This is a genomic window from Streptococcus mitis, from assembly GCF_026782865.1.
Taxonomy (GTDB): domain Bacteria; phylum Bacillota; class Bacilli; order Lactobacillales; family Streptococcaceae; genus Streptococcus; species Streptococcus mitis_CG.
Genome location: NZ_JAKUXK010000012.1, coordinates 84,041 through 105,682, shown reverse-complemented (window position 1 = coordinate 105,682; position 21,642 = coordinate 84,041). Strand labels below are relative to the sequence as shown.

Genomic DNA, 21,642 nt, shown 5'->3' with positions numbered 1-21,642 from the left:
AAAAAGAAGAATTGTTTTGGGAATCGCTTAAAAAATGGTATAATGAAAAGAAAACGATAAGGAGGGAAAGGATGCGTTGTCCAAAATGTGGGGCTACCAAGTCAAGTGTTATCGATAGTCGCCAAGCAGAAGAAGGGAACACTATTCGTAGAAGACGTGAGTGCGATGAATGCCAACACCGTTTTACAACCTACGAACGAGTAGAAGAAAGAACCTTAGTGGTTGTTAAAAAAGATGGCACACGGGAACAATTCTCTAGAGATAAAATCTTTAATGGAATTATCCGCTCAGCCCAGAAACGTCCTGTGTCAAGTGATGAAATCAACATGGTAGTCAATCGTATCGAACAGAAACTCCGTGGTCGAAATGAAAATGAAATTCAAAGTGAGGACATTGGTTCACTCGTCATGGAGGAGTTGGCTGAGTTGGATGAGATTACTTATGTACGTTTTGCCAGTGTCTATCGTAGTTTTAAGGATGTGAGTGAGCTAGAGAGCTTGCTCCAACAAATCACCCAGTCCTCTAAAAAGAAAAAGGAAAGATAAATGAAGCCAATTGACCGTTTTTCTTATCTAAAGAATAATCGGGTGTCGCAAGATACCTCATCTCTGGTACAGTGCTACCTCCCGATTATCGGTCAGGAGGCACTGAGCCTTTATCTTTATACAATTAGTTTTTGGGATAATGGTAGAAAGGAATATCTTTTTTCAAGCATTCTTAACCATCTCAACTTTGGGATGGATAGACTGATAAAATCCCTGAAAATCCTATCTGCTTTCAATCTCTTGACCCTCTATCAAAAGGGGGATGTTTATCAGCTAGCCCTCCATGCTCCTCTATCTAGTCAGGACTTCTTGGAACATCCTGTTTATCGCAGACTTTTAGAGAAAAAGATTGGTGATGCAGCTGTGGAGGATTTGAAAGTTGAAAGTGTTGATGGTGAAGAAATACCTGTCTCACTCAATCAAGTCTTTCCAGATTTGGCAGAACTAGGAAATCAAGAAGACCTTGGTCTCAAGAAGAAAGTGGCCAACGATTTTGACTTAGACCATTTTCGTCAGCTTATGGCTCGAGATGGGCTTCGTTTTGCGGATGAGCAGTCCGATGTCTTAAACCTCTTTGCCATTGCCGAGGAGAAGAAATGGACTTGGTTTGAAACCTATCAACTGGCTAAGTCAACAGCTGTTTCCCAGGTTATTTCAACCAAACGCATGCGGGAAAAAATTGCTCAAAAACCGATTTCCTCTGACTTTAGTCCTAAGGAAACGACTATTATCAAAGAAGCGAAAAGTAAGACTGCCCTGCAGTTTTTGGCAGAAATCAAGCAGACACGCAAGGGAACTATTACCCAAACAGAAAGAGAACTCTTGCAACAGATGGCTAGCTTGGGCTTGCTGGATGAAGTCATCAATATCATTCTCTTATTGACCTTTAATAAGGTGGATTCGGCAAACATCAACGAGAAATATGCCATGAAGGTAGCCAATGACTATGCCTATCAAAAGATTCATTCGGCAGAAGAGGCGGTCTTGCGCATCCGTGAGAGAGGACAGAAGAGTCAGGCTCAAAAGACTAGTAAACCCGGTCCTGCCAAGTCCAATGTACCCAAGTGGAGCAATCCAGATTATAAGAATGAAACCAGCGAGGAAACTCGTCTGGAACTAGAACGTAAGAAACAAGAACTATTAGCTCGATTAGAAAAAGGAGGAGATTAGATGGAAAGTGTCGGAGACGTACTCAAACGTCAACCTAGCCGTTTTCATTATCAAGATTTGGTTCAGAAAATCATGAAGGACCCTGATGTTGCGGCCTTTATCCAGCAAGAATCCCTTACTCCAGAGGAATTGAATCGCAGTATCTCCAAGTTTAATCAGTACATCACCGAGCGTGACAAGTTTCTCCGTGGGGATACGGATTATATTGCCAAAGGCTACAAGCCGATTTTGGTTATGAATCATGGCTATGCGGATGTTTCTTACGAAGAAACTCCTGAACTAATCGCGGCGGAAAAAGAAGCGGCTATTAAGAACCGTCTCAAGTTAATCAATCTGCCAGCCAGTCTCAGGAAAACTAGTTTAGCTCAAGTAGACTTGGATGATTTGGGTCGCTTGCCAGTTTTTGAAAAGCTATTAGCCTTCGTGGAGCAATATCCAGCTATTCGAAAAGGTCTTTACCTATATGGAGACTTTGGTGTGGGTAAAAGTTTCATGGTGGCTGCCCTAGCCCATGATTTATCAGAAAAACGAGGTGTTTCATCCACTCTCCTCCACTATCCTAGCTTTGTCATTGATGTTAAAAATGCTATCAGTGATGGCAATGTCAAGACCTTGGTGGATGAGCTTAAGCTTTCTGAAGTCCTGATTTTAGATGATATTGGTGCCGAGCAATCAACAGCTTGGGTGAGGGACGAAATCCTGCAGGTCATTCTCCAATATCGGATGCAGGAAAATTTACCGACCTTTTTCACGTCCAACTTCGACTTTGAAGATTTGGAGAAGCATTTTGCTAAAGGGAAGCATGGAAATGACGAAATCTGGGAAGCTAGACGGGTCATAGAACGCATCCGTTATTTGGCTGAGGAGACTCGTTTAGAAGGAGTAAACCGTCGATGACAGAAACGATTAAACTGATGAAAGCTCATAAGTCTGTTCGAAGATTTAAGGAGCAAGTCCTTCCTCAAGAAGACTTGACTGAAATCCTGACAGCAGCTCAGATGGCCTCGTCTTGGAAGAATTTTCAATCCTACTCTGTGATTGTAGTACGAAGTCAAGAGAAGAAGGATGCCTTGTATGAATTGGTGCCTCAAGAAGCCATTCGCCAGTCTGCTGTTTTTCTTCTTTTTGTCGGAGATTTGAACCGTGCAGAAAAGGGAGCTCGACTTCATACCGATTCATTCCAACCCCAAGGTGTAGAAGGTCTCTTGATTAGTTCGGTCGATGCGGCTCTTGCTGGTCAAAATGCCTTGCTGGCAGCTGAAAGCTTGGGCTATGGTGGTGTCATTATCGGTTTAGTTCGATACAAGTCAGAAGAAGTAGCAGAGCTTTTTAACCTGCCTGACTACACCTATCCTGTCTTTGGGATGGCACTAGGTGTGCCAAATCAACATCATGATGTGAAACCAAGACTGCCACTAGAGAATGTTGTCTTTGAGGAAGAATACCAAGAACAGTCAACTGAGGCAATCCAAGCTTACGACCGTGTACAGGCTGACTATGCTGGGGCGCGTGCGACCACAAGTTGGAGTCAGCGCTTAGCAGAACAGTTTGGTCAAGCTGAACCAAGCTCAACTAGAAAAAATCTTGAACAGAAGAAGTTATTGTAGAAAGTGAGAAATTATGGCCCTACCAACTATTGCCATTGTAGGACGTCCCAATGTTGGGAAATCAACCCTATTTAATCGGATCGCTGGTGAGCGAATCTCCATTGTAGAAGATGTCGAAGGAGTGACACGTGACCGTATCTATGCAACGGGTGAGTGGCTCAATCGTTCTTTTAGCATGATTGATACAGGAGGAATCGATGATGTCGATGCTCCTTTCATGGAACAAATCAAGCACCAGGCAGAGATTGCCATGGAAGAAGCTGATGTTATCGTCTTTGTCGTGTCTGGTAAGGAAGGAATTACCGATGCGGACGAATATGTAGCCCGTAAGCTTTATAAAACCCACAAACCCGTTATCCTTGCAGTGAACAAGGTGGACAACCCTGAGATGCGAAATGATATCTATGATTTCTATGCTCTCGGTTTGGGTGAACCACTGCCTATCTCATCTGTCCATGGTATCGGTACAGGAGATGTGCTAGATGCCATCGTAGAAAATCTTCCAAATGAATATGAGGAAGAAAACCCAGATGTCATTAAGTTTAGCTTGATTGGTCGTCCTAACGTCGGAAAATCAAGCTTGATCAATGCTATCTTGGGAGAAGACCGTGTCATTGCCAGTCCCGTTGCTGGAACAACGCGTGACGCCATTGATACCCACTTTACAGATACAGATGGTCAAGAGTTTACCATGATTGATACGGCTGGTATGCGTAAGTCTGGTAAAGTTTATGAAAATACTGAGAAATACTCTGTTATGCGTGCCATGCGTGCTATTGACCGCTCAGATGTGGTCTTAATGGTCATTAATGCGGAAGAAGGAATCCGTGAATATGACAAGCGTATCGCAGGATTTGCCCATGAAGCTGGTAAAGGGATGATTATCGTGGTCAACAAGTGGGATACACTTGAAAAAGACAACCACACTATGAAAAACTGGGAAGAAGATATTCGTGAGCAGTTCCAATACCTGCCTTACGCACCGATTATCTTTGTATCCGCTTTGACCAAGCAACGTCTCCACAAACTTCCTGAGATGATTAAGCAAATCAGTGAAAGTCAAAATACACGTATTCCATCAGCCGTCTTGAACGATGTGATTATGGATGCCATTGCCATCAACCCAACACCGACAGACAAAGGAAAACGACTTAAGATTTTCTATGCGACTCAAGTGGCAACCAAACCACCGACCTTTGTTATCTTTGTCAACGAAGAAGAACTCATGCACTTTTCTTACCTGCGTTTCTTGGAAAATCAAATCCGCAAGGCCTTTGTCTTTGAAGGAACACCGATTCATCTCATCGCAAGAAAACGTAAATAAAAAAGCAGAATCTGGAATGACATTTCCAGATTTTTTTGATAAAATGAAGTTAAAGAAAGCGCTACCAAAAAGAGGTGTTGATGATGGAACATTTGTTTAAATTGTTAATCTTATTACCCTGTTTTTACTTTTTCAGCTGGATTGAAAAGGCCAACAGAGATAGTAAATTTTTCCCAATTTTTTACTATTTTTACTGGATTTACATCATCCTCTATGCTCTTTTTAGCCTTGCTTGGACAGTTTTTTCAGTCTTGTTTTTCAATATCCTATTGAGAAATGTGGCAGACATCAAGTCTTGGGGCATTTGGCTATTATTACTACTTATTGCTTTTTCCAGTTCTTGGTTAACCTATATCTTTTTCAAAAAAATGCTTCGCTTGAGACGGGAACTGGGGAAGTCTAAAGGTGGAAAGCATTGATTTATACTCTTCGAAAATCTCTTCAAACCACGTCAACGTCGCCTTTGATTATATATGTAACTGACTTTGTCAGTTCTATCTACAACCTCAAAACAGTGTTTTGAGCTGACTTCGTCAGTCTTATCTACAACCTCAAAGTAGTGCTTTGAGCAACCTGCGGCTAGTTTGCTCTTTGATTTTCATTGAGTATTATATTACTTTCTATTTGTAGGAGGTGGCTTATGGTACATCTAAAATCATTTATTACACGCTATTCCAAGATTTATATTGGGTTAGTTCTGCTGATCTGGCTTGCTTTCTTCTTTGTTCCTTGGGATAAACCAGTTCTGGGAATATCTATCAATCTCTTAATCATGCAGAAAATCTTGCTAGTTTTTGGAATTCTGTCCATTTTGATGGCCTTGCTGTCCAAGAAAGTCAGTCTCTTTGTTTTTGGACTGATCTGCTGTCTTTCTCTTTGGATAAATCTATTTATCCTATTTGCTATTTTGCCGATTTTTGGCAATTAAAGTATCATAAAAGTCAGAGAGGTTAGCTTGGAAACTAGCCTCTTTTTCCTTTTCAAAATGGGGATTCTTCCTTGAAAATAATCAGTAATTGTGCTAAAATTAAAAGAACATTCTAAAATATTCGGAATTTAAAGTAAGGAAAAACATGGCTAATATTTTAAAAACAATTATCGAAAATGATAAAGGAGAAATCCGTCGTCTGGAAAAGATGGCTGACAAGGTTTTCAAATATGAAGACCAAATGGCTGCTTTGACTGACGACCAACTAAAAGCAAAAACAGTTGAATTTAAAGAACGTTATCAAAATGGAGAATCACTGGATTCATTGCTTTATGAGGCATTTGCGGTTGTCCGTGAGGGTGCTAAACGTGTCCTAGGTCTCTTCCCATATAAGGTTCAGGTTATGGGGGGAATCGTTCTTCACCATGGTGACGTGCCAGAGATGCGTACAGGGGAAGGAAAAACCTTGACTGCGACTATGCCAGTATACCTCAATGCTCTTTCAGGTAAAGGGGTTCACGTAGTTACGGTCAATGAATACCTATCAGAACGTGACGCGACAGAGATGGGTGAATTGTACTCATGGCTTGGCTTGTCAGTAGGGATTAACTTGGCCGCCAAATCTCCAATGGAGAAAAAAGAAGCCTATGAGTGTGATATTACCTACTCAACCAACTCAGAAATCGGATTTGACTACCTTCGTGATAACATGGTCGTTCGCGCTGAAAACATGGTACAACGTCCGCTTAACTATGCCTTGGTCGATGAGGTTGACTCTATCTTGATTGACGAGGCCCGTACACCTTTGATCGTATCAGGTGCTAATGCAGTTGAAACCAGTCAGCTCTACCACATGGCAGACCACTATGTAAAATCTTTGGACAAAGACGACTACATCATCGATGTGCAGTCTAAGACTATTGGTTTGTCTGATTCAGGGATTGACAAGGCTGAAAGCTACTTCAAACTTGAAAACCTCTATGACATCGAAAACGTAGCTCTGACTCACTTTATCGATAACGCCCTTCGTGCCAACTACATCATGCTTCTCGATATTGACTATGTGGTGAGCGAAGAGCAAGAAATTCTGATCGTCGACCAATTTACAGGTCGTACCATGGAAGGTCGTCGTTATTCTGATGGATTGCACCAAGCCATTGAAGCTAAAGAAGGTGTGCCAATTCAGGATGAAACCAAGACATCTGCTTCAATCACTTACCAAAACCTTTTCCGTATGTACAAGAAATTGTCTGGTATGACAGGTACAGGTAAGACTGAGGAAGAAGAATTCCGTGAAATTTACAACATTCGTGTTATTCCAATCCCAACAAACCGTCCTGTTCAACGTATTGACCACTCAGACCTACTTTATGCAAGTATCGAGGCTAAGTTTAAGGCGGTTGTCGAAGATGTTAAGGCTCGTTACCAAAAAGGTCAGCCTGTCTTGGTTGGTACAGTTGCGGTTGAAACCAGTGACTACATTTCTAAGAAATTGGTCGCAGCTGGTGTTCCTCACGAAGTCTTGAACGCCAAAAACCACTATAAAGAAGCCCAAATCATCATGAATGCTGGTCAACGTGGTGCTGTTACCATTGCGACTAACATGGCCGGTCGTGGTACTGACATCAAGCTTGGTGAAGGGGTTCGTGAACTTGGTGGACTTTGTGTTATTGGTACAGAGCGTCATGAAAGCCGTCGTATCGATAATCAGCTTCGTGGACGTTCAGGTCGTCAGGGAGACCCAGGTGAGTCACAATTCTACCTATCTCTTGAAGATGATTTGATGAAACGTTTTGGTTCTGAACGCTTGAAAGGAATCTTTGAACGCTTGAACATGTCTGAAGAGGCGATTGAGTCTCGTATGTTGACGCGTCAGGTTGAGGCGGCGCAAAAACGTGTTGAAGGAAATAACTACGATACCCGTAAACAAGTCCTTCAGTACGACGATGTCATGCGTGAACAACGTGAGATTATCTACGCTCAACGTTACGACGTCATCACTGCAGACCGTGATTTGGCACCTGAAATTCAGGCTATGATCAAACGTACGATTGGTCGTGTCGTTGATGGTCATGCGCGTGCCAAACAAGATGAAAAGCTTGAGGCAATTTTGAACTTTGCTAAGTACAACCTGCTTCCAGAAGATTCTATTACGATGGAAGACTTGTCAGGCTTGTCTGATAAGGCCATCAAGGAAGAACTCTTCCAACGTGCCTTGAAGGTTTACGATAGTCAGGTTTCAAAACTACGCGATGAAGACGCAGTTAAAGAATTCCAAAAAGTTTTGATTCTACGAGTGGTAGATAACAGGTGGACAGATCATATTGATGCCCTTGACCAATTGCGTAACGCGGTTGGACTTCGTGGCTATGCCCAGAACAACCCTGTTGTTGAGTATCAAGCAGAAGGTTTCCGTATGTTTAATGACATGATTGGTTCGATTGAGTTTGATGTGACCCGCTTGATGATGAAAGCACAAATTCATGAACAAGAAAGACCACAAGCAGAACACCATATCAGTACAACAGCGACTCGCAATATCGCTGCCCACCAAGCAAATATGCCTGAAGATTTGGATTTGAGCCAGATTGGACGGAATGAACTTTGCCCATGTGGTTCTGGTAAGAAGTTTAAAAACTGTCACGGAAAAAGACAATAAAATGAGATAGTTTAGAGGCGGATACCTTGTGAAAAGTAAATTTTTACTTGGTATCCGTTTGCTTTATAAGGAGATGAGTTATGGTATTTACAGCAAAAAGTCCTAAAATTAATATTGAAGAAGTTCGTGCCTTATCAAAATTGGAAGGCCAAGCTTTGGAGAGAAAATCACAGCGCGATCAAGAGCTAGAAGCCATTATACGTGGAAAAGACCAGCGAATTCTATTGGTAATCGGGCCATGCTCATCTGACAATGAAGAAGCTGTCCTTGAGTACGCTAAGCGTTTGGCAGTCCTACAAGAAGAAGTAGCAGACCGTATCTTTATGGTTATGCGTGTTTATACTGCCAAACCCCGTACCAACGGAGATGGCTATAAGGGATTGATTCACCAGCCTAACACGGCAGAAGCCCCTAGCCTCATCAACGGAATTAAAGCCGTGCGCCATCTTCATTATCGTGTCATCACGGAAACAGGTATGACGACAGCTGATGAAATGCTTTATCCTGAAAATCTTCCTCTTGTGGATGATTTGATTTCTTACATGGCGGTTGGTGCTCGTTCAGTTGAAGATCAGCAACACCGCTTTGTGGCAAGTGGAGCAGATTTTGCGACTGGTTTTAAAAATCCAACCTCTGGAAATCTCAATGTCATGTTTAATGGGATTTATGCTGCTCAAAACAAACAAAGTTTCCTTTTCCTAGGAAAAGAGGTGGAAACAACTGGGAACCCGCTCTCGCACGCCATTCTTCGTGGAGCAACCAATGAGTATGGTAAGAATATTCCCAACTACTACTATGATAATTTGATGGATACTATTGCCCAGTATGAGAAAATGGGCTTGGAAAATCCTTTTATCATCGTCGATACCAATCATGACAACTCTGGTAAGCAATACATGGACCAGATTCGAATTGTCCGCCAGACCTTGATTAACCGTGATTGGAATGAAAAAATCAAGCAGTACGTTCGTGGCTTTATGATTGAGTCTTATCTGGAAGACGGCCGTCAAAACGAACCAGAAGTATTTGGCAAGTCTATCACAGACCCTTGCCTTGGCTGGGAAAATACAGAAGCCCTTGTCAGAGAAATCTACCAAACGCTAGGAGAATAAGATGGCATTTATTGAAAAAGGTCAAGAAATCGATATTGAAGCAATCAAGGCAGAAACCCAATTGTCTGCGGAAGCCTTGCGACTAAAGGAGCGCCGTGATAGAGAATTGGCAGACATCATTTCAGGAGAAGATGACCGTATCCTTTTGGTGATTGGTCCCTGCTCTTCTGATAATGAAGAGGCTGTCTTGGAATATGCCCGCCGTTTGTCCGCCTTGCAAAAGAAGGTGGCAGACAAGATTTTCATGGTCATGCGTGTTTATACAGCTAAACCTCGCACCAACGGAGACGGCTATAAAGGTTTGGTTCACCAACCAGATACTTCTAAGGCTCCAAGCCTGATTAACGGCTTGCAGGCTGTGCGCCAGTTGCACTACCGCGTGATTACAGAGACTGGTTTGACAACGGCAGACGAGATGCTTTATCCGTCAAATTTGGTCTTGGTAGATGATTTGGTCAGCTACCATGCTGTAGGAGCTCGTTCTGTGGAAGACCAAGAGCACCGCTTTGTGGCTTCAGGGATTGATGCCCCAGTCGGGATGAAAAATCCAACTTCTGGAAATCTTGGGGTCATGTTTAACGGTATCTATGCCGCTCAGAACAAACAAACCTTCCTCTTTCATGGTCAAGAAGTTGAAACTTCAGGAAATCCCTTGGCCCACGTCATCCTTCGTGGTGCAGTTAATGAATATGGGAAAAATGAGCCTAACTTTTATTATGAAACCTTGTTGAATGCCATTGAGCGCTATGAAGCCATGGGACTTGAAAATCCCTTTATCCTCATTGACACCAACCATGATAATTCTGGCAAGCAATATATGGAGCAGATTCGAGTGGTTCGTAAGACCTTGCAAAATCGTGATTGGAATGAGAAGATTAAAAAGATAGTTCGAGGCTTTATGATTGAATCTTACCTAGCAGATGGTCGTCAAAATCAACCAGAGGTCTTTGGTTGTTCCATTACCGATCCTTGCCTAGGTTGGGAGAATACAGAGGCCTTGGTAGAAGAGATTTACGCTACCTTGACAAAATAAGTGAAAAGGATGGAGTTGGGGAATCTCAACTCCTTTTGATGAGAATGATAGTTGGACACGGAATTGATATCGAGGAATTAGCTTCGATAGAAAGAGCAGTTACACGACATGAAGGCTTTGCCAAGCGCGTGCTGACCGCTAAGGAAATGGAACGGTTTAACAGTCTTAAAGGGCGCAGACAAATCGAATATTTAGCTGGTCGCTGGTCGGCTAAGGAGGCATTTTCCAAGGCTATGGGAACGGGTATTGGAAAAATCGGTTTTCAGGATTTGGAAGTCTTGAATAATGAACGCGGGGCGCCTTATTTTAGTCAGGCACCATTTTTAGGAAAGATTTGGCTGTCTATCAGCCATACCGATCAGTTTGTGACAGCCAGTGTCATTTTGGAGGAAAATCATGAAAGCTAGTCCACATAGACCAACCAAGGCTCTGATTCATCTGGGAGCTATTCGACAAAATATTCAGCAAATGGGGAATCATATCCCTGAAGGAACGCTCAAGTGGGCAGTGGTCAAGGCCAATGCCTATGGTCATGGAGCTGTTACCGTTGCCAAGGCGATTCAAGATGATGTAGATGGCTTTTGCGTTTCCAATATCGATGAAGCCATTGAACTCAGACAGGCTGGACTCAGTAAGAAAATCCTCATTTTAGGAGTTTCTGACATCGAAGCTGTTGCTCTAGCTAAAGAATACGACATCACCTTGACTGTTGCTGGGGTGGAGTGGATCCAAGCACTCTTAGATAAGGAAGCGGACCTAGCTGGATTGACAGTCCATCTCAAGATTGACTCAGGGATGGGACGGATTGGTTTCCGAGATGCCAGTGAAGCTGAGCAGGCTCAAGACTTGCTCAGACAACACGGTGCTAGTGTTGAAGGGATTTTTACCCACTTTGCTACTGCAGACGAAGAATCAGATGACTACTTTAATGTCCAGTTAGAACGGTTTAAAACTATTTTGGCCAGTATGAAAGGTCTTCCAGAGCTGGTTCATGCCAGCAATTCTGCAACGACTCTTTGGCATGCAGAGACTATTTTCAATGCGGTTCGTATGGGAGATGCCATGTATGGTCTTAATCCTAGCGGAGAGGTCTTGGACTTACCCTATGACTTGAAACCAGCCTTGACCTTGGAATCTGCTCTGGTTCATGTCAAGACAGTTTCAGCTGGAGCTTGCATGGGCTATGGAGCAACTTATCAAGCGGATAGCGAGCAAGTCATCGCGACGGTACCAATTGGCTATGCGGATGGATGGACACGAGACATGCAGAATTTTTCTGTCTTGGTAGATGGCCAAGCTTGCCCAATCGTCGGCAGGGTTTCGATGGACCAAATCACTATTCGATTACCTAAGCCTTACCCACTCGGAACCAAGGTAACCTTGATTGGCTCCAACGGTGACAAGGAAATCACAGCAACTCAGGTAGCTGACTACCGTGGCACTATTAACTATGAGGTAGTTTGTCTCCTCAGCGATCGCATTCCGAGAGAATATTATTAGAAAAGAAAGGAGTGGAGCATGAATCTACATCAACCTTTGCATGTCTTGCCTGGTGTGGGACCAAAGTCAGCAGAAAAATACGCCAAACTAGGAATTGAAAACTTGCAAGACCTCTTGCTCTACTTTCCTTTCCGTTACGAAGACTTTAAAACCAAGCAGGTGCTGGAGCTAGAAGACGGTGAGAAGGCGGTTCTTTCTGGTCAGGTAGTGACTCCTGCTAGTGTCCAGTATTATGGTTTCAAGCGCAATCGTCTGCGATTTAGCCTCAAGCAGGGAGAAGTCGTTTTTGCGGTTAATTTCTTTAACCAGCCCTATCTAGCTGATAAGATAGAGTTGGGAGCAACCCTTGCTGTTTTTGGAAAATGGGACCGTGCCAAGGCTAGTCTGACTGGAATGAAGGTCCTGGTTCAGGTGGAAGATGACCTCCAGCCTGTCTATCGTCTGGCTCAGGGAATCAGTCAAGCCAGTCTGGTCAAGGTCATCAAAACGGCCTTTGATCAGGGCCTGGACCTCTTGATAGAGGAAAATCTGCCCCAGTCCTTGCTGGACAAATACAAACTCATGTCCCGTTGTCAGGCCGTTCGTGCCATGCATTTTCCCAAGGATTTGGCAGAATACAAGCAGGCCCTTCGCCGTATCAAGTTTGAGGAACTCTTTTATTTCCAAATGCAGTTGCAGACGCTCAAGTCTGAAAATAGAGTTCAGGGAAGTGGTCTGGTTCTGAACTGGTCTCAGGAAAAAGTGACAGCAGTCAAGGAAAGCCTTCCTTTTGCCCTGACTCAAGCTCAAGAAAAGAGTTTGCAGGAAATTTTGACCGACATGAAGTCGGACCACCACATGAATCGTCTTTTGCAAGGGGATGTGGGGAGCGGAAAAACGGTAGTCGCTGGCTTGGCCATGTTTGCGGCAGTGACAGCTGGCTACCAGGCTGCTCTCATGGTGCCAACAGAAATTCTCGCAGAGCAACATTTTGAGAGTCTACAGAGTCTCTTCCCAGACCTAAAACTCGGTCTCTTGACAGGTTCCTTGAAAGCTGCAGAAAAGAGAGGAGTCTTGGAGACTATTGCCAAGGGTGAGGCTGATTTGATTATTGGAACCCACGCTCTGATTCAGGATGGGGTGGATTATGCTCGTCTGGGCTTGATTATCATCGATGAGCAGCACCGCTTTGGTGTAGGGCAAAGGCGTATTTTACGGGAAAAAGGGGATAATCCAGATGTACTTATGATGACAGCGACTCCTATTCCACGGACGCTGGCCATCACAGCATTTGGGGATATGGATGTTTCCATTATTGATCAGATGCCAGCAGGACGGAAGCCTATTGTGACTCGCTGGATCAAACATGAGCAATTACCTCAGGTCTTGACTTGGTTAGAGGGGGAAATCCAAAAAGGTTCTCAAGCTTACGTCATCTCTCCTTTGATTGAAGAATCAGAAGCTCTGGATCTGAAAAATGCCATTGCCTTATCAGAGGAATTGACGGCTCATTTTGATGGTAAGGCAGAGGTGGCTCTTCTACATGGTAAGATGAAGAGTGACGAAAAAGACCAGATTATGCAGGAGTTCAAAGAGCGAAAAACGGATATTCTAGTTTCGACAACGGTTATCGAGGTTGGGGTTAATGTTCCAAATGCGACCGTTATGATTATCATGGATGCCGATCGCTTCGGGCTTAGCCAACTTCACCAGCTCAGAGGTCGTGTCGGTCGGGGAGACAAGCAGTCCTATGCTGTTCTCGTTGCCAATCCCAAGACGGATTCTGGGAAAGACCGCATGCGCATCATGACAGAAACGACCAATGGATTTGTTCTTGCTGAGGAAGATTTGAAAATGCGTGGTTCAGGTGAGATTTTTGGAACCAGACAGTCAGGACTTCCAGAGTTCCAAGTAGCTGATATTATCGAAGATTTTCCAATTTTAGAAGAAGCCAGAAAGGTTGCTAGCTACATTAGTTCGATAGAAGCTTGGCAAGAGGATCCAGAATGGCGCATGATTGCTCTTCATCTGGAAAAGAAAGAACATCTAGATTAAGCTTTCTCTAAGAAAAACTTAAGCTGGCTTTCAGGTTTGCACCTTATACTAGAGTCATCAAAAAGAAACGAGGACTCTCATATGACAGTAACGATTAAAGTAAATTACCAAACCACTTTCCAAAAGAAAGAAGCAAAAAACTAAGACTGAATAGGAGAAGAAAGAGCGAAATGCTCTTTTTTTGTTTCTAAAACTACTTTCAGCCCATCATCCTAAAAGTAGAGAATCTAAAATCTCTTTCTATTTGTCCTTCTTTCTTGCATTGCTTTTCTAGATATGCTAGAGTGGTGATAGCGATTACAAAAAAAGGAGTATGTTATGAAAAATCCAGCTTTGTTAGAAGAAATCAAGACTTATAGAGGACGGGATGAGGTTCCAGAAGACTTTGATGCTTTCTGGGATGGGGAAGTGAAAAAAGTTTCCAATCTTCCAGCTTATCAGTTGGAGGAAAGAAATTTCCACATTCCTCAAGTCAAGTGCTATGAGTTAACATTTGAAGGAAGCAAGGAAGGTAAGGTCTATGCGCGCGTCGTTCTTCCAAAGAGTGAGGAAAAAGTTCCTCTAATCTTCCATTTCCATGGTTATATGGGACGTGGCTGGGACTGGGCTGACATGCTGGCCTATACTGTGGCTGGTTACGGTGTTGTTTCCATGGATGTGCGGGGACAGTCAGGTTATTCACAGGACGGTTTGCGTTCTCCTTTAGGAAATACGGTTAAGGGACATATTATCCGTGGTGCTGTGGAAGGTCGGGAGCATCTCTTTTATAAGGATGTTTATCTGGATATTTACCAGTTGGTCGAAATTGTTGCCAGTCTGCCTCAGGTTGATGGGAAGCGTCTTTCTAGCTATGGTGCCTCGCAAGGAGGGGCTTTAGCCCTAGTTGCAGCAGCACTCAATCCTCGGATTCAGAAAACAGTTGCCATCTATCCTTTCTTATCAGACTTTAGACGAGTGCTTGAGATTGGTAATACAAGTGAAGCGTATGACGAACTTTTTCGTTATTTCAAGTTCCACGACCCCTTCCATGAAACTGAGGAAGAGATTATGGCGACCCTTGCCTATATCGATGTGAAAAATCTTGCCCATCGTATCAATGGTGAGGTTAAGATGATTACGGGCTTGGACGATGATGTTTGCTATCCTATTACCCAGTTTGCGATTTACAACCGCCTGACCTGTGATAAAGCCTATCGCATCATGCCTGAGTATGCCCACGAAGCCATGAATGTACTTGTCAATGATCAAGTCTACAATTGGCTATGTGGTAGTGAGATTTCTTTTAAGTATATAAAGTGATGAATGAGAGAGCCCAGTAGCTCTCTTTTTGTTATAAATGTTGAAAGTACTTTTAAAAATATTAAAAGATTGAAATATTTCTGAAAGTAAAATCTATTCTATGGCAAGCTCGAGATAAACCTATGACTTTATTGTATAATAAAGAAAAAGTGTCTAGGAAAGGAGTGAAAGAGCTACTGTTTGGATTACAGCTAGCTAAATGTTGAAAGAGAGAAGGAGAGCAACTCTCGTTTATTAATTGCTTTCTTGTGTTTTCCTATGATGGGGAGTAAGAGCTTTAAAGCAAAAAGAAAGCGCTTTATTTTTTTGTGAAATTGAAAGGTAGAAAGATGAATCAGAAGAATTTTGATAGAAAACAAAGATATGGCATTCGTAAATTTGCAGTGGGTGTAGCCTCTGTAACTATTGGTGCAGTAGTGTTTGGAGTAAATCCTGTATTGGCAAATGAACAAGGAAATTCAACTGTAACTGCTGCTGAAAATAATAATCAAGGTTTATCAGAATTACCAAAAGAAGCTTCTTCAGGCAGTCTTGCAAATTTAGATAGTGAATTAGCTGGAAAATTGGCAACAGCGAAAGACAATGGTGTGGAAGTTGATCAGGATAAGCTGAAGAAAAATGAGACTACTGAAGCAGAGACGACCACTCCAACAAATACACCTGCAGCTGAAAATACACCAGCTCCTACTGGTAAACCGGGAGGAGATTCTACAACTACAGAAGCCAGTAACAAGGACCAAGATCAAGATAAAGAAGAAGAGGGCGTGATTCCTCGAGATTATTATGCTAGAAACATCGAAAATGCAACTCCAGTAGTGGAAAAAGAAGATGTTGAAACCAATTCGAAAAATGGCCAGCGTGTAGACTTAGCCAGTGAATTAGATACATTGAAGAAGCTTCAAAATGCGACCATTCATATGGAATTTAAGCCAGATGCAAAAGCTCCAGCATTTTATAATCTATTTTCAGTGTCTAGTGATAAGAAAAAAGATGAGTACTTCACAATGGCTGTTCTCAATAATACAGCCTTAATAGAGGGGCGTGATGCTAATGGAGCACAATTTTATGATAAATATACGGATGCTCCATTGAAAATTAAGCCTGGGCAGTGGAATTCGGTTACCTTTACTGTAGAAAGACCAAATGCAGACAATCCAGAAGGAAAAGTTAGACTTTATGTAAACGGTGTTTTATCGCGTACTAGCGTGAAGTCTGGTAAATTTATCAAGGATATGCCAGATATTACACATGCTCAAATTGGTGCAACAAATCGGGCAGGAAATTCAGTTTGGGGAGCAAATCTACAGGTTCGTAATTTAAGTGTCTATGACCGAGTACTGACTCCTGATGAAGTTCAAAAACGTAGCCAATTATTTGAAAGATCTGATTTGGAGCAAAAGCTACCAGAAGGGGCTAAAGTTACTGAAAAACAAGATGTCTTTGAAGGTGGTATGCATAACAAACCAAATAAAGATGGTATCAAGAGTTATCGTATTCCTGCACTGCTTAAGACAGATAAAGGAACCTTGATTGCTGGTGCTGACGAACGCCGCTTACACCAATATGACTGGGGTGATATCGGTATGGTCGTTAGACGAAGTGAGGATAAGGGGAAGACATGGAGTGACCGAGTAACTATTACAAATTTACGAGACAATCCAAAAGCCTCTGATCCATCAATCGGTTCACCAGTGAACATCGATATGGTTTTGGTTCAAGATCCTGCAACAAAACGAATTTTTTCTATCTATGATATGTTCCCAGAAGGGAAAGGAATCTTTGGAATGGCTGCTCAAAGAGAAGAAGCCTATAAACAAATCGATGGCAAAACTTACCAAATTCTCTACAAAGAAGGCGAAGAAGGTTCCTATACAATACGCGAAAATGGCACAGTTTATACTCCAGATGGGAAAGCAACCGATTATCGTGTTGTTGTAAACCCAGTCAAACCAGCTTATAGCGATAAGGGTGATTTGTATCAAGGGAATCAACTATTAGGAAATATTTATTTCACAAGCAATAAAACGTCTCCATTTAGAGTTGCTAAGGATTCTTATCTATGGATGTCTTACAGTGATGATGATGGTAAGACTTGGTCAGCCCCTCAAGATATTACCCCAATGGTAAAAGCTGATTGGATGAAATTCTTAGGGGTTGGGCCTGGAACAGGAATTACTCTTCATACCGGACCTCATAAAGGTCGAATCATTGTACCTACTTATACAACTAATCAGACCAACCACTTAAACGGTTCTCAATCATCTCGGATTATCTACTCAGATGACCATGGTAAGACTTGGCATATGGGAGGTGGTGTGAATGACCATCGTACGCTGACTGATGGCACTGTGATTGACTCAAGTACCATGAGTAATTATTATGCTCAAAATACCGAGTCCTCTGTTGTACAATTAAATAATGGAGATCTCAAGCTCTTCATGCGTGGCTTGACAGGGGACCTTCAAGTTGCTACTAGTAAAGATGGTGGAGTAACTTGGGAAAATGATATAAAACGTTATGCGGATGTTAAGGATGTTTATGTTCAATTGGCTGCTATTCATACGATGCATGATGGAAAAGAGTATATTGTTCTTAGTAATGCAGGTGGACCAGGACGTTTCAACGGTTTGGTACACTTAGCCCGTGTCGAAGAAAATGGAGAGCTGACTTGGCTTAAGCATAATCCTATTCAAAGTGGTAAGTTTGCCTACAATTCTATTCAAGATCTCGGTAATGGCGAATATGGATTGCTTTATGAGCATGCAGATAACAACCAAAACGAATATACCTTGTCTTATAAGAAATTTAATTGGGATTTCTTAAGCAAGGATATGATTTCTCCAACCGAAGCAAAAGTTACACATGCAGTTCATATGGGGCAAGGCATTATTGCCATGGAATTTGATTCAGAAGTATTGGTCAATCAAGCACCAACTTTACAGCTTGCAAATGGTAAGACGGCTACGTTTATGACGCAGTATGACACAAAGACTCTATTGTTTACAGTAGATCCTGAGGATATTGGTCAAAAAGTTACAGGCTTAGCAGAAGGAGCTATCGAAAGTATGCATAATTTGCCTGTTTCAGTAGTTGGTTCTAAAATTACTCATGGTGTAAATGGAAGCGAAGCTGCGACAAATGAAGTTCCAGAATTTATAGGTGGAGTTAATGGTGAAGAAGGAGCAGTAACTGAAGAAGTTCCTGAATACACAGGCCCATTAGCGACAGCAGGAGAAGAAGCGCCAACAGTAGAAAAACCAGAATTTACGGGTGGAGTTAATGGCGAAGAAGGAGCAGTTGTGTCAGAAGTTCCTGAATATACAGGACCATTAGCGACAGAAGTAGAAGAAGCACCAACAGTAGAAAAGCCAGAATTTACAGGTGGAGTTAGTGGCGAGGAGGCTACAGTAACTGAAGAAACTCCTGAATACACTGGCTCCTTAGCAACAGTAGGAAAAGATCCAGCACCAACAGTAGAAAAGCCAGAATTTACAGGTGGGGTTAGTGACGAGGAGGCTACAGTAACTGAAGAAACTCCTAAATACATTGTTCCCGTACCAACAGTAGGAAAAGATCCAGCACCAACAGTAGAAGAAACGGAATTCACAGGAGGGGTTAATGCGGTTGAAGCAGCGGTCCATGACCTTCCAGAATTCACAGGAGGCGTAAATGCAGTTCTAGCAGCTTCAAATGATGTTCCTGAATATACCGGAGGTGCTAATTTTGTCTTAGCGGCTTCAAATGAGGTTCCTGAATATACGGGAGGTGCTAATTTTGTCTTGGCAGCTTCGAATGATGTTCCTGAATATACCGGAGGTGCTAATTTTGTCTTGGCAGCTTCAAATGACCTTCCTGAGTATAAAGGAGGTGTCAACGGCGCTGAGGCGGCAGTCCATGAAGTGCCAGAGTACAAGGGAGAAGCCAAACCAGTCTTAGTAGCTGCAAACGAAGGTCCAGCTAAGAAGTTATCTCTTGGACAAGATGCTACTTATCAAGCACCAGCGGTTAAGCAAAACGAGCTACCAAATACTGGAAGTAAAGAAAACACAACCCTTATTTCTATAGGATTGGTGGCAGGTCTCTTATCTGTATTTACATTAGGAAAGAAACGAAAAGAAAACTAGACTAGGTCTTGAATAAAATGAATTTAGCTCATTGTTAATGATAAAAGAGATGGCCCATTTGAAAGGTGGCTATCTCTTTTTATCATTTTAGGTACTAAGTGAATTGAAAATAAGGCTCTTTGTCAACTGTAAACCTTTACATCATTCAAGTATTTTGATATAGTTAAAGGAAGAAACCTTTTTTAAAGGGTTATAAATTGGGGGACAGGATGTCAAAGAAAAAGAATCTTCAAGTTTTAACGACTGGTGTTGCGCTAGCGATTGCATCTATCGGGACAACAGCTTTAGCACAAGAAACAAGAGTAAAAACTACTGCAGTAAATGAACCTGCGTATCGAGTTTTACAAAATGAAGAAAAGAAATCATCTGATTTAAAACCACAGCTTGATGCTCAAGAAGCTGTTACTAAAAAAGCAGAGACTGAAGTTAAAAACAATCAGTCTGAACTTGCTTTAAAAGAAAAAGCTGTTAAAGATGCTCAAGTAGCTGTAGTGAAAGCCACTCAAACAGTTAAAGATACAGAAGCAAAAAATAAACAAATCTTGAAAAATGCATCTAAAGCAGATGCGAACCGTGCAGACGCTATTAAATCAGCTGAAACAGACGTCAATACTAAAAATGACGCTGTCAAATTGGCTAAAGACAAACTTGCTTCAGCTACCGAACATGCTACAAATGTTGAAAACAAATTACAATCAGCTCAAGCTGAATTGAAATCTGCTCAAGACAAATTGGCAAATACTGGTGTTGATACAGTGACAATTGCAGACTTGTCTCAGTTCAAGAAAGATAAAGCCGAAGGCGACTCAGACTTCATGACTGACTCTGGTGCTACTGTTATTGAAAATTCTTCAACAAAAATCAGTGAAGCTGATAAAAACAAAATTGTTGATTTCAATAACATCACAGATGAACAAAAACAAGAACTTGCACTTTATAACTTGAAAGTTGTAAATGCTATTCGTAAAAATCTTGGTTTATCTGAGCTTGAATTGAACACTGGTTCAATGAAAGCAGCTCAAGACCAAATGGATAAATACATCGCTAGAAACAAAGATATCCTAACTCATGGACATTTGCCTGGTGATTACTTTGGTGAAAACGGTGGACCTATTGCTTTTGCTAAACATGGAACATCATTGACTATGTACAAAGTTAAGCAAGAAATCTACAATGTTGTAATGTCACAAGCTTTCGCTGATGCTCCATCAAAATGGGGACACTCAAGCAATATTCAAAAAGCAATTTCACACCTTGGAGCATCATTTGGTATCATCGATGGTGAACTTTACAGCATTAACGTATATGGTGTCTATGCTGGTTCAAAAATTGAAGAAACAAACGACACAGCATCCCTTGAAAAAACTGTCGAAACAGCAAAATCAAACCTTGCTCAAGCTAAAACTGCATCAGAAAATGCTAAGAATGCTTTGACAAAAGCTTCAACTGATTACGCAAGCGCACTTAGCTTGAAAACTCAAGCTGAAAAAGTTCTTGCTGACGCAATGGCTACGCCATTGCAAGCCCAAGTTGCTGAAAACAACCTACGTTTAGCAAAAAATGCTCTTGAGAACGCTAAGAAACGTGAAGCGAAAGCAAAAAATGATGTAACTTCAGCTAAAGAAAAACTTAAAAAAAGTGTTTCGAAATTAGCTACAGAAAAAGAAAAACTTTCAAAACTGAAAGAACAGTACAAGAAACTTTTACAAACTGAATCAAAAAATAAAGAAGTTTCTAAAGGTAGTTGGATTCAAACTTCTGGTCGTTGGTGGTACAAACATAACAATGGTTCATACACAACTAATGGTTGGGAACAAATTAACGGAAAATGGTATCATTTTGACCGCTCAGGTTGGATGCAGACTGGTTGGGTCAAATCAAGTGGTTCATGGTACTATCTTAATAATTCTGGAGCAATGCAGACTGGATGGGCTAAATCAGGCAATTCATGGTACTATTTGAATGATTCAGGAGCTATGCAGACTGGATGGTTGAAAACAGGTGGTTCATGGTACTATTTGAATGGTTCAGGCGCAATGCAAACAGGATGGTTGAAAACAGGTGGTTCATGGTATTACCTTAATAGCTCAGGTGCGATGCAAACAGGATGGTTCACAGTCTCAGGAAAATGGTATTATGCATACCGTTCAGGCGCTTTAGCAGTCAATACAACTACACCAGAAGGTTATAAGGTAAATTATAATGGTGAATGGGTAAAATAAGCACTTTTTACCAAGCTAAAAAATCTTCTTACGTTTGTAGGAAGATTTTTTGGATTCACAAAACTAGTTTAAAAGACTACGTTAT

Annotated in this window: 16 protein-coding genes; all 16 read left to right on the top strand. The window is 41.9% G+C overall.

The window, feature by feature from the left end:
- Positions 1 to 71: 71 nt before the first annotated feature.
- The 16 genes from nrdR to MK482_RS07280 all read left to right on the top strand — a co-directional run bounded on the left by nrdR (position 72) and on the right by MK482_RS07280 (position 21,557).
- Positions 72 to 545 carry a transcriptional regulator NrdR gene (gene nrdR, locus MK482_RS07355; protein WP_001203672.1) on the top strand — a complete coding sequence of 158 codons (474 nt, stop codon included), beginning with the start codon at positions 72 to 74 and terminating at the stop codon, positions 543 to 545.
- Positions 546 to 1,715, top strand: coding sequence for a replication initiation and membrane attachment family protein (locus MK482_RS07350; protein ID WP_084946849.1), 1,170 nt, complete (start codon positions 546 to 548; stop codon positions 1,713 to 1,715). It begins immediately after the preceding gene.
- Positions 1,716 to 2,612, top strand: a complete 897-nt coding sequence (gene dnaI, locus MK482_RS07345; RefSeq protein ID WP_084864610.1) for a primosomal protein DnaI — start codon at positions 1,716 to 1,718, stop codon at positions 2,610 to 2,612.
- Entirely contained in the window at positions 2,609 to 3,322 is a 714-nt protein-coding gene (locus tag MK482_RS07340; protein WP_268718383.1) for an NADPH-dependent oxidoreductase, read from the top strand. The genes dnaI and MK482_RS07340 overlap by 4 nt, the downstream gene beginning before the upstream one ends.
- A 13-nt stretch (positions 3,323 to 3,335) precedes the next feature.
- A complete protein-coding gene (gene der, locus MK482_RS07335) occupies positions 3,336 to 4,646 on the top strand; it encodes a ribosome biogenesis GTPase Der (RefSeq protein ID WP_001207696.1) in 1,311 nt (436 codons plus the stop codon).
- An 83-nt stretch (positions 4,647 to 4,729) separates the two neighbouring features.
- Positions 4,730 to 5,065, top strand: a complete 336-nt coding sequence (locus tag MK482_RS07330; protein WP_261084304.1) for a hypothetical protein — start codon at positions 4,730 to 4,732, stop codon at positions 5,063 to 5,065.
- Between the two features lie 221 nt (positions 5,066 to 5,286).
- Positions 5,287 to 5,574: a hypothetical protein gene (locus tag MK482_RS07325; protein ID WP_268718382.1), complete on the top strand. Its 288-nt coding sequence runs from the start codon at positions 5,287 to 5,289 to the stop codon at positions 5,572 to 5,574.
- Between the two features lie 145 nt (positions 5,575 to 5,719).
- Positions 5,720 to 8,233, top strand: a complete 2,514-nt coding sequence (gene secA / locus MK482_RS07320; RefSeq protein WP_268718381.1) for a preprotein translocase subunit SecA — start codon at positions 5,720 to 5,722, stop codon at positions 8,231 to 8,233.
- 80 nt (positions 8,234 to 8,313) lie between these two features.
- Positions 8,314 to 9,345, top strand: coding sequence for a 3-deoxy-7-phosphoheptulonate synthase (locus MK482_RS07315; protein WP_268718380.1), 1,032 nt, complete (start codon positions 8,314 to 8,316; stop codon positions 9,343 to 9,345).
- Between the two features lies 1 nt (position 9,346).
- Positions 9,347 to 10,378, top strand: a complete 1,032-nt coding sequence (locus MK482_RS07310) for a 3-deoxy-7-phosphoheptulonate synthase (protein WP_042900513.1) — start codon at positions 9,347 to 9,349, stop codon at positions 10,376 to 10,378.
- Positions 10,379 to 10,422: 44 nt separating this feature from the next.
- Complete coding sequence (acpS, locus tag MK482_RS07305; RefSeq protein WP_261228738.1) at positions 10,423 to 10,785, top strand: holo-ACP synthase; 363 nt, start codon at positions 10,423 to 10,425, stop codon at positions 10,783 to 10,785.
- Positions 10,775 to 11,878, top strand: a complete 1,104-nt coding sequence (gene alr / locus MK482_RS07300; RefSeq protein WP_268718379.1) for an alanine racemase — start codon at positions 10,775 to 10,777, stop codon at positions 11,876 to 11,878. The genes acpS and alr overlap by 11 nt, the downstream gene beginning before the upstream one ends.
- Positions 11,879 to 11,896: 18 nt before the next feature.
- A complete protein-coding gene (gene recG / locus MK482_RS07295; protein ID WP_268718378.1) occupies positions 11,897 to 13,912 on the top strand; it encodes an ATP-dependent DNA helicase RecG in 2,016 nt (671 codons plus the stop codon).
- A gap of 318 nt (positions 13,913 to 14,230) precedes the next feature.
- Positions 14,231 to 15,211, top strand: a complete 981-nt coding sequence (locus MK482_RS07290; protein WP_268718377.1) for an acetylxylan esterase — start codon at positions 14,231 to 14,233, stop codon at positions 15,209 to 15,211.
- Between the two features lie 329 nt (positions 15,212 to 15,540).
- On the top strand, positions 15,541 to 19,335 hold the full coding sequence (locus MK482_RS07285) for an SIALI-17 repeat-containing surface protein (RefSeq protein WP_268718376.1): 3,795 nt from the start codon (positions 15,541 to 15,543) through the stop codon (positions 19,333 to 19,335).
- Positions 19,336 to 19,544: 209 nt separating this feature from the next.
- Positions 19,545 to 21,557, top strand: a complete 2,013-nt coding sequence (locus MK482_RS07280) for an SEC10/PgrA surface exclusion domain-containing protein (RefSeq protein WP_326845882.1) — start codon at positions 19,545 to 19,547, stop codon at positions 21,555 to 21,557.
- The last annotated feature ends 85 nt before the right edge of the window (positions 21,558 to 21,642 follow it).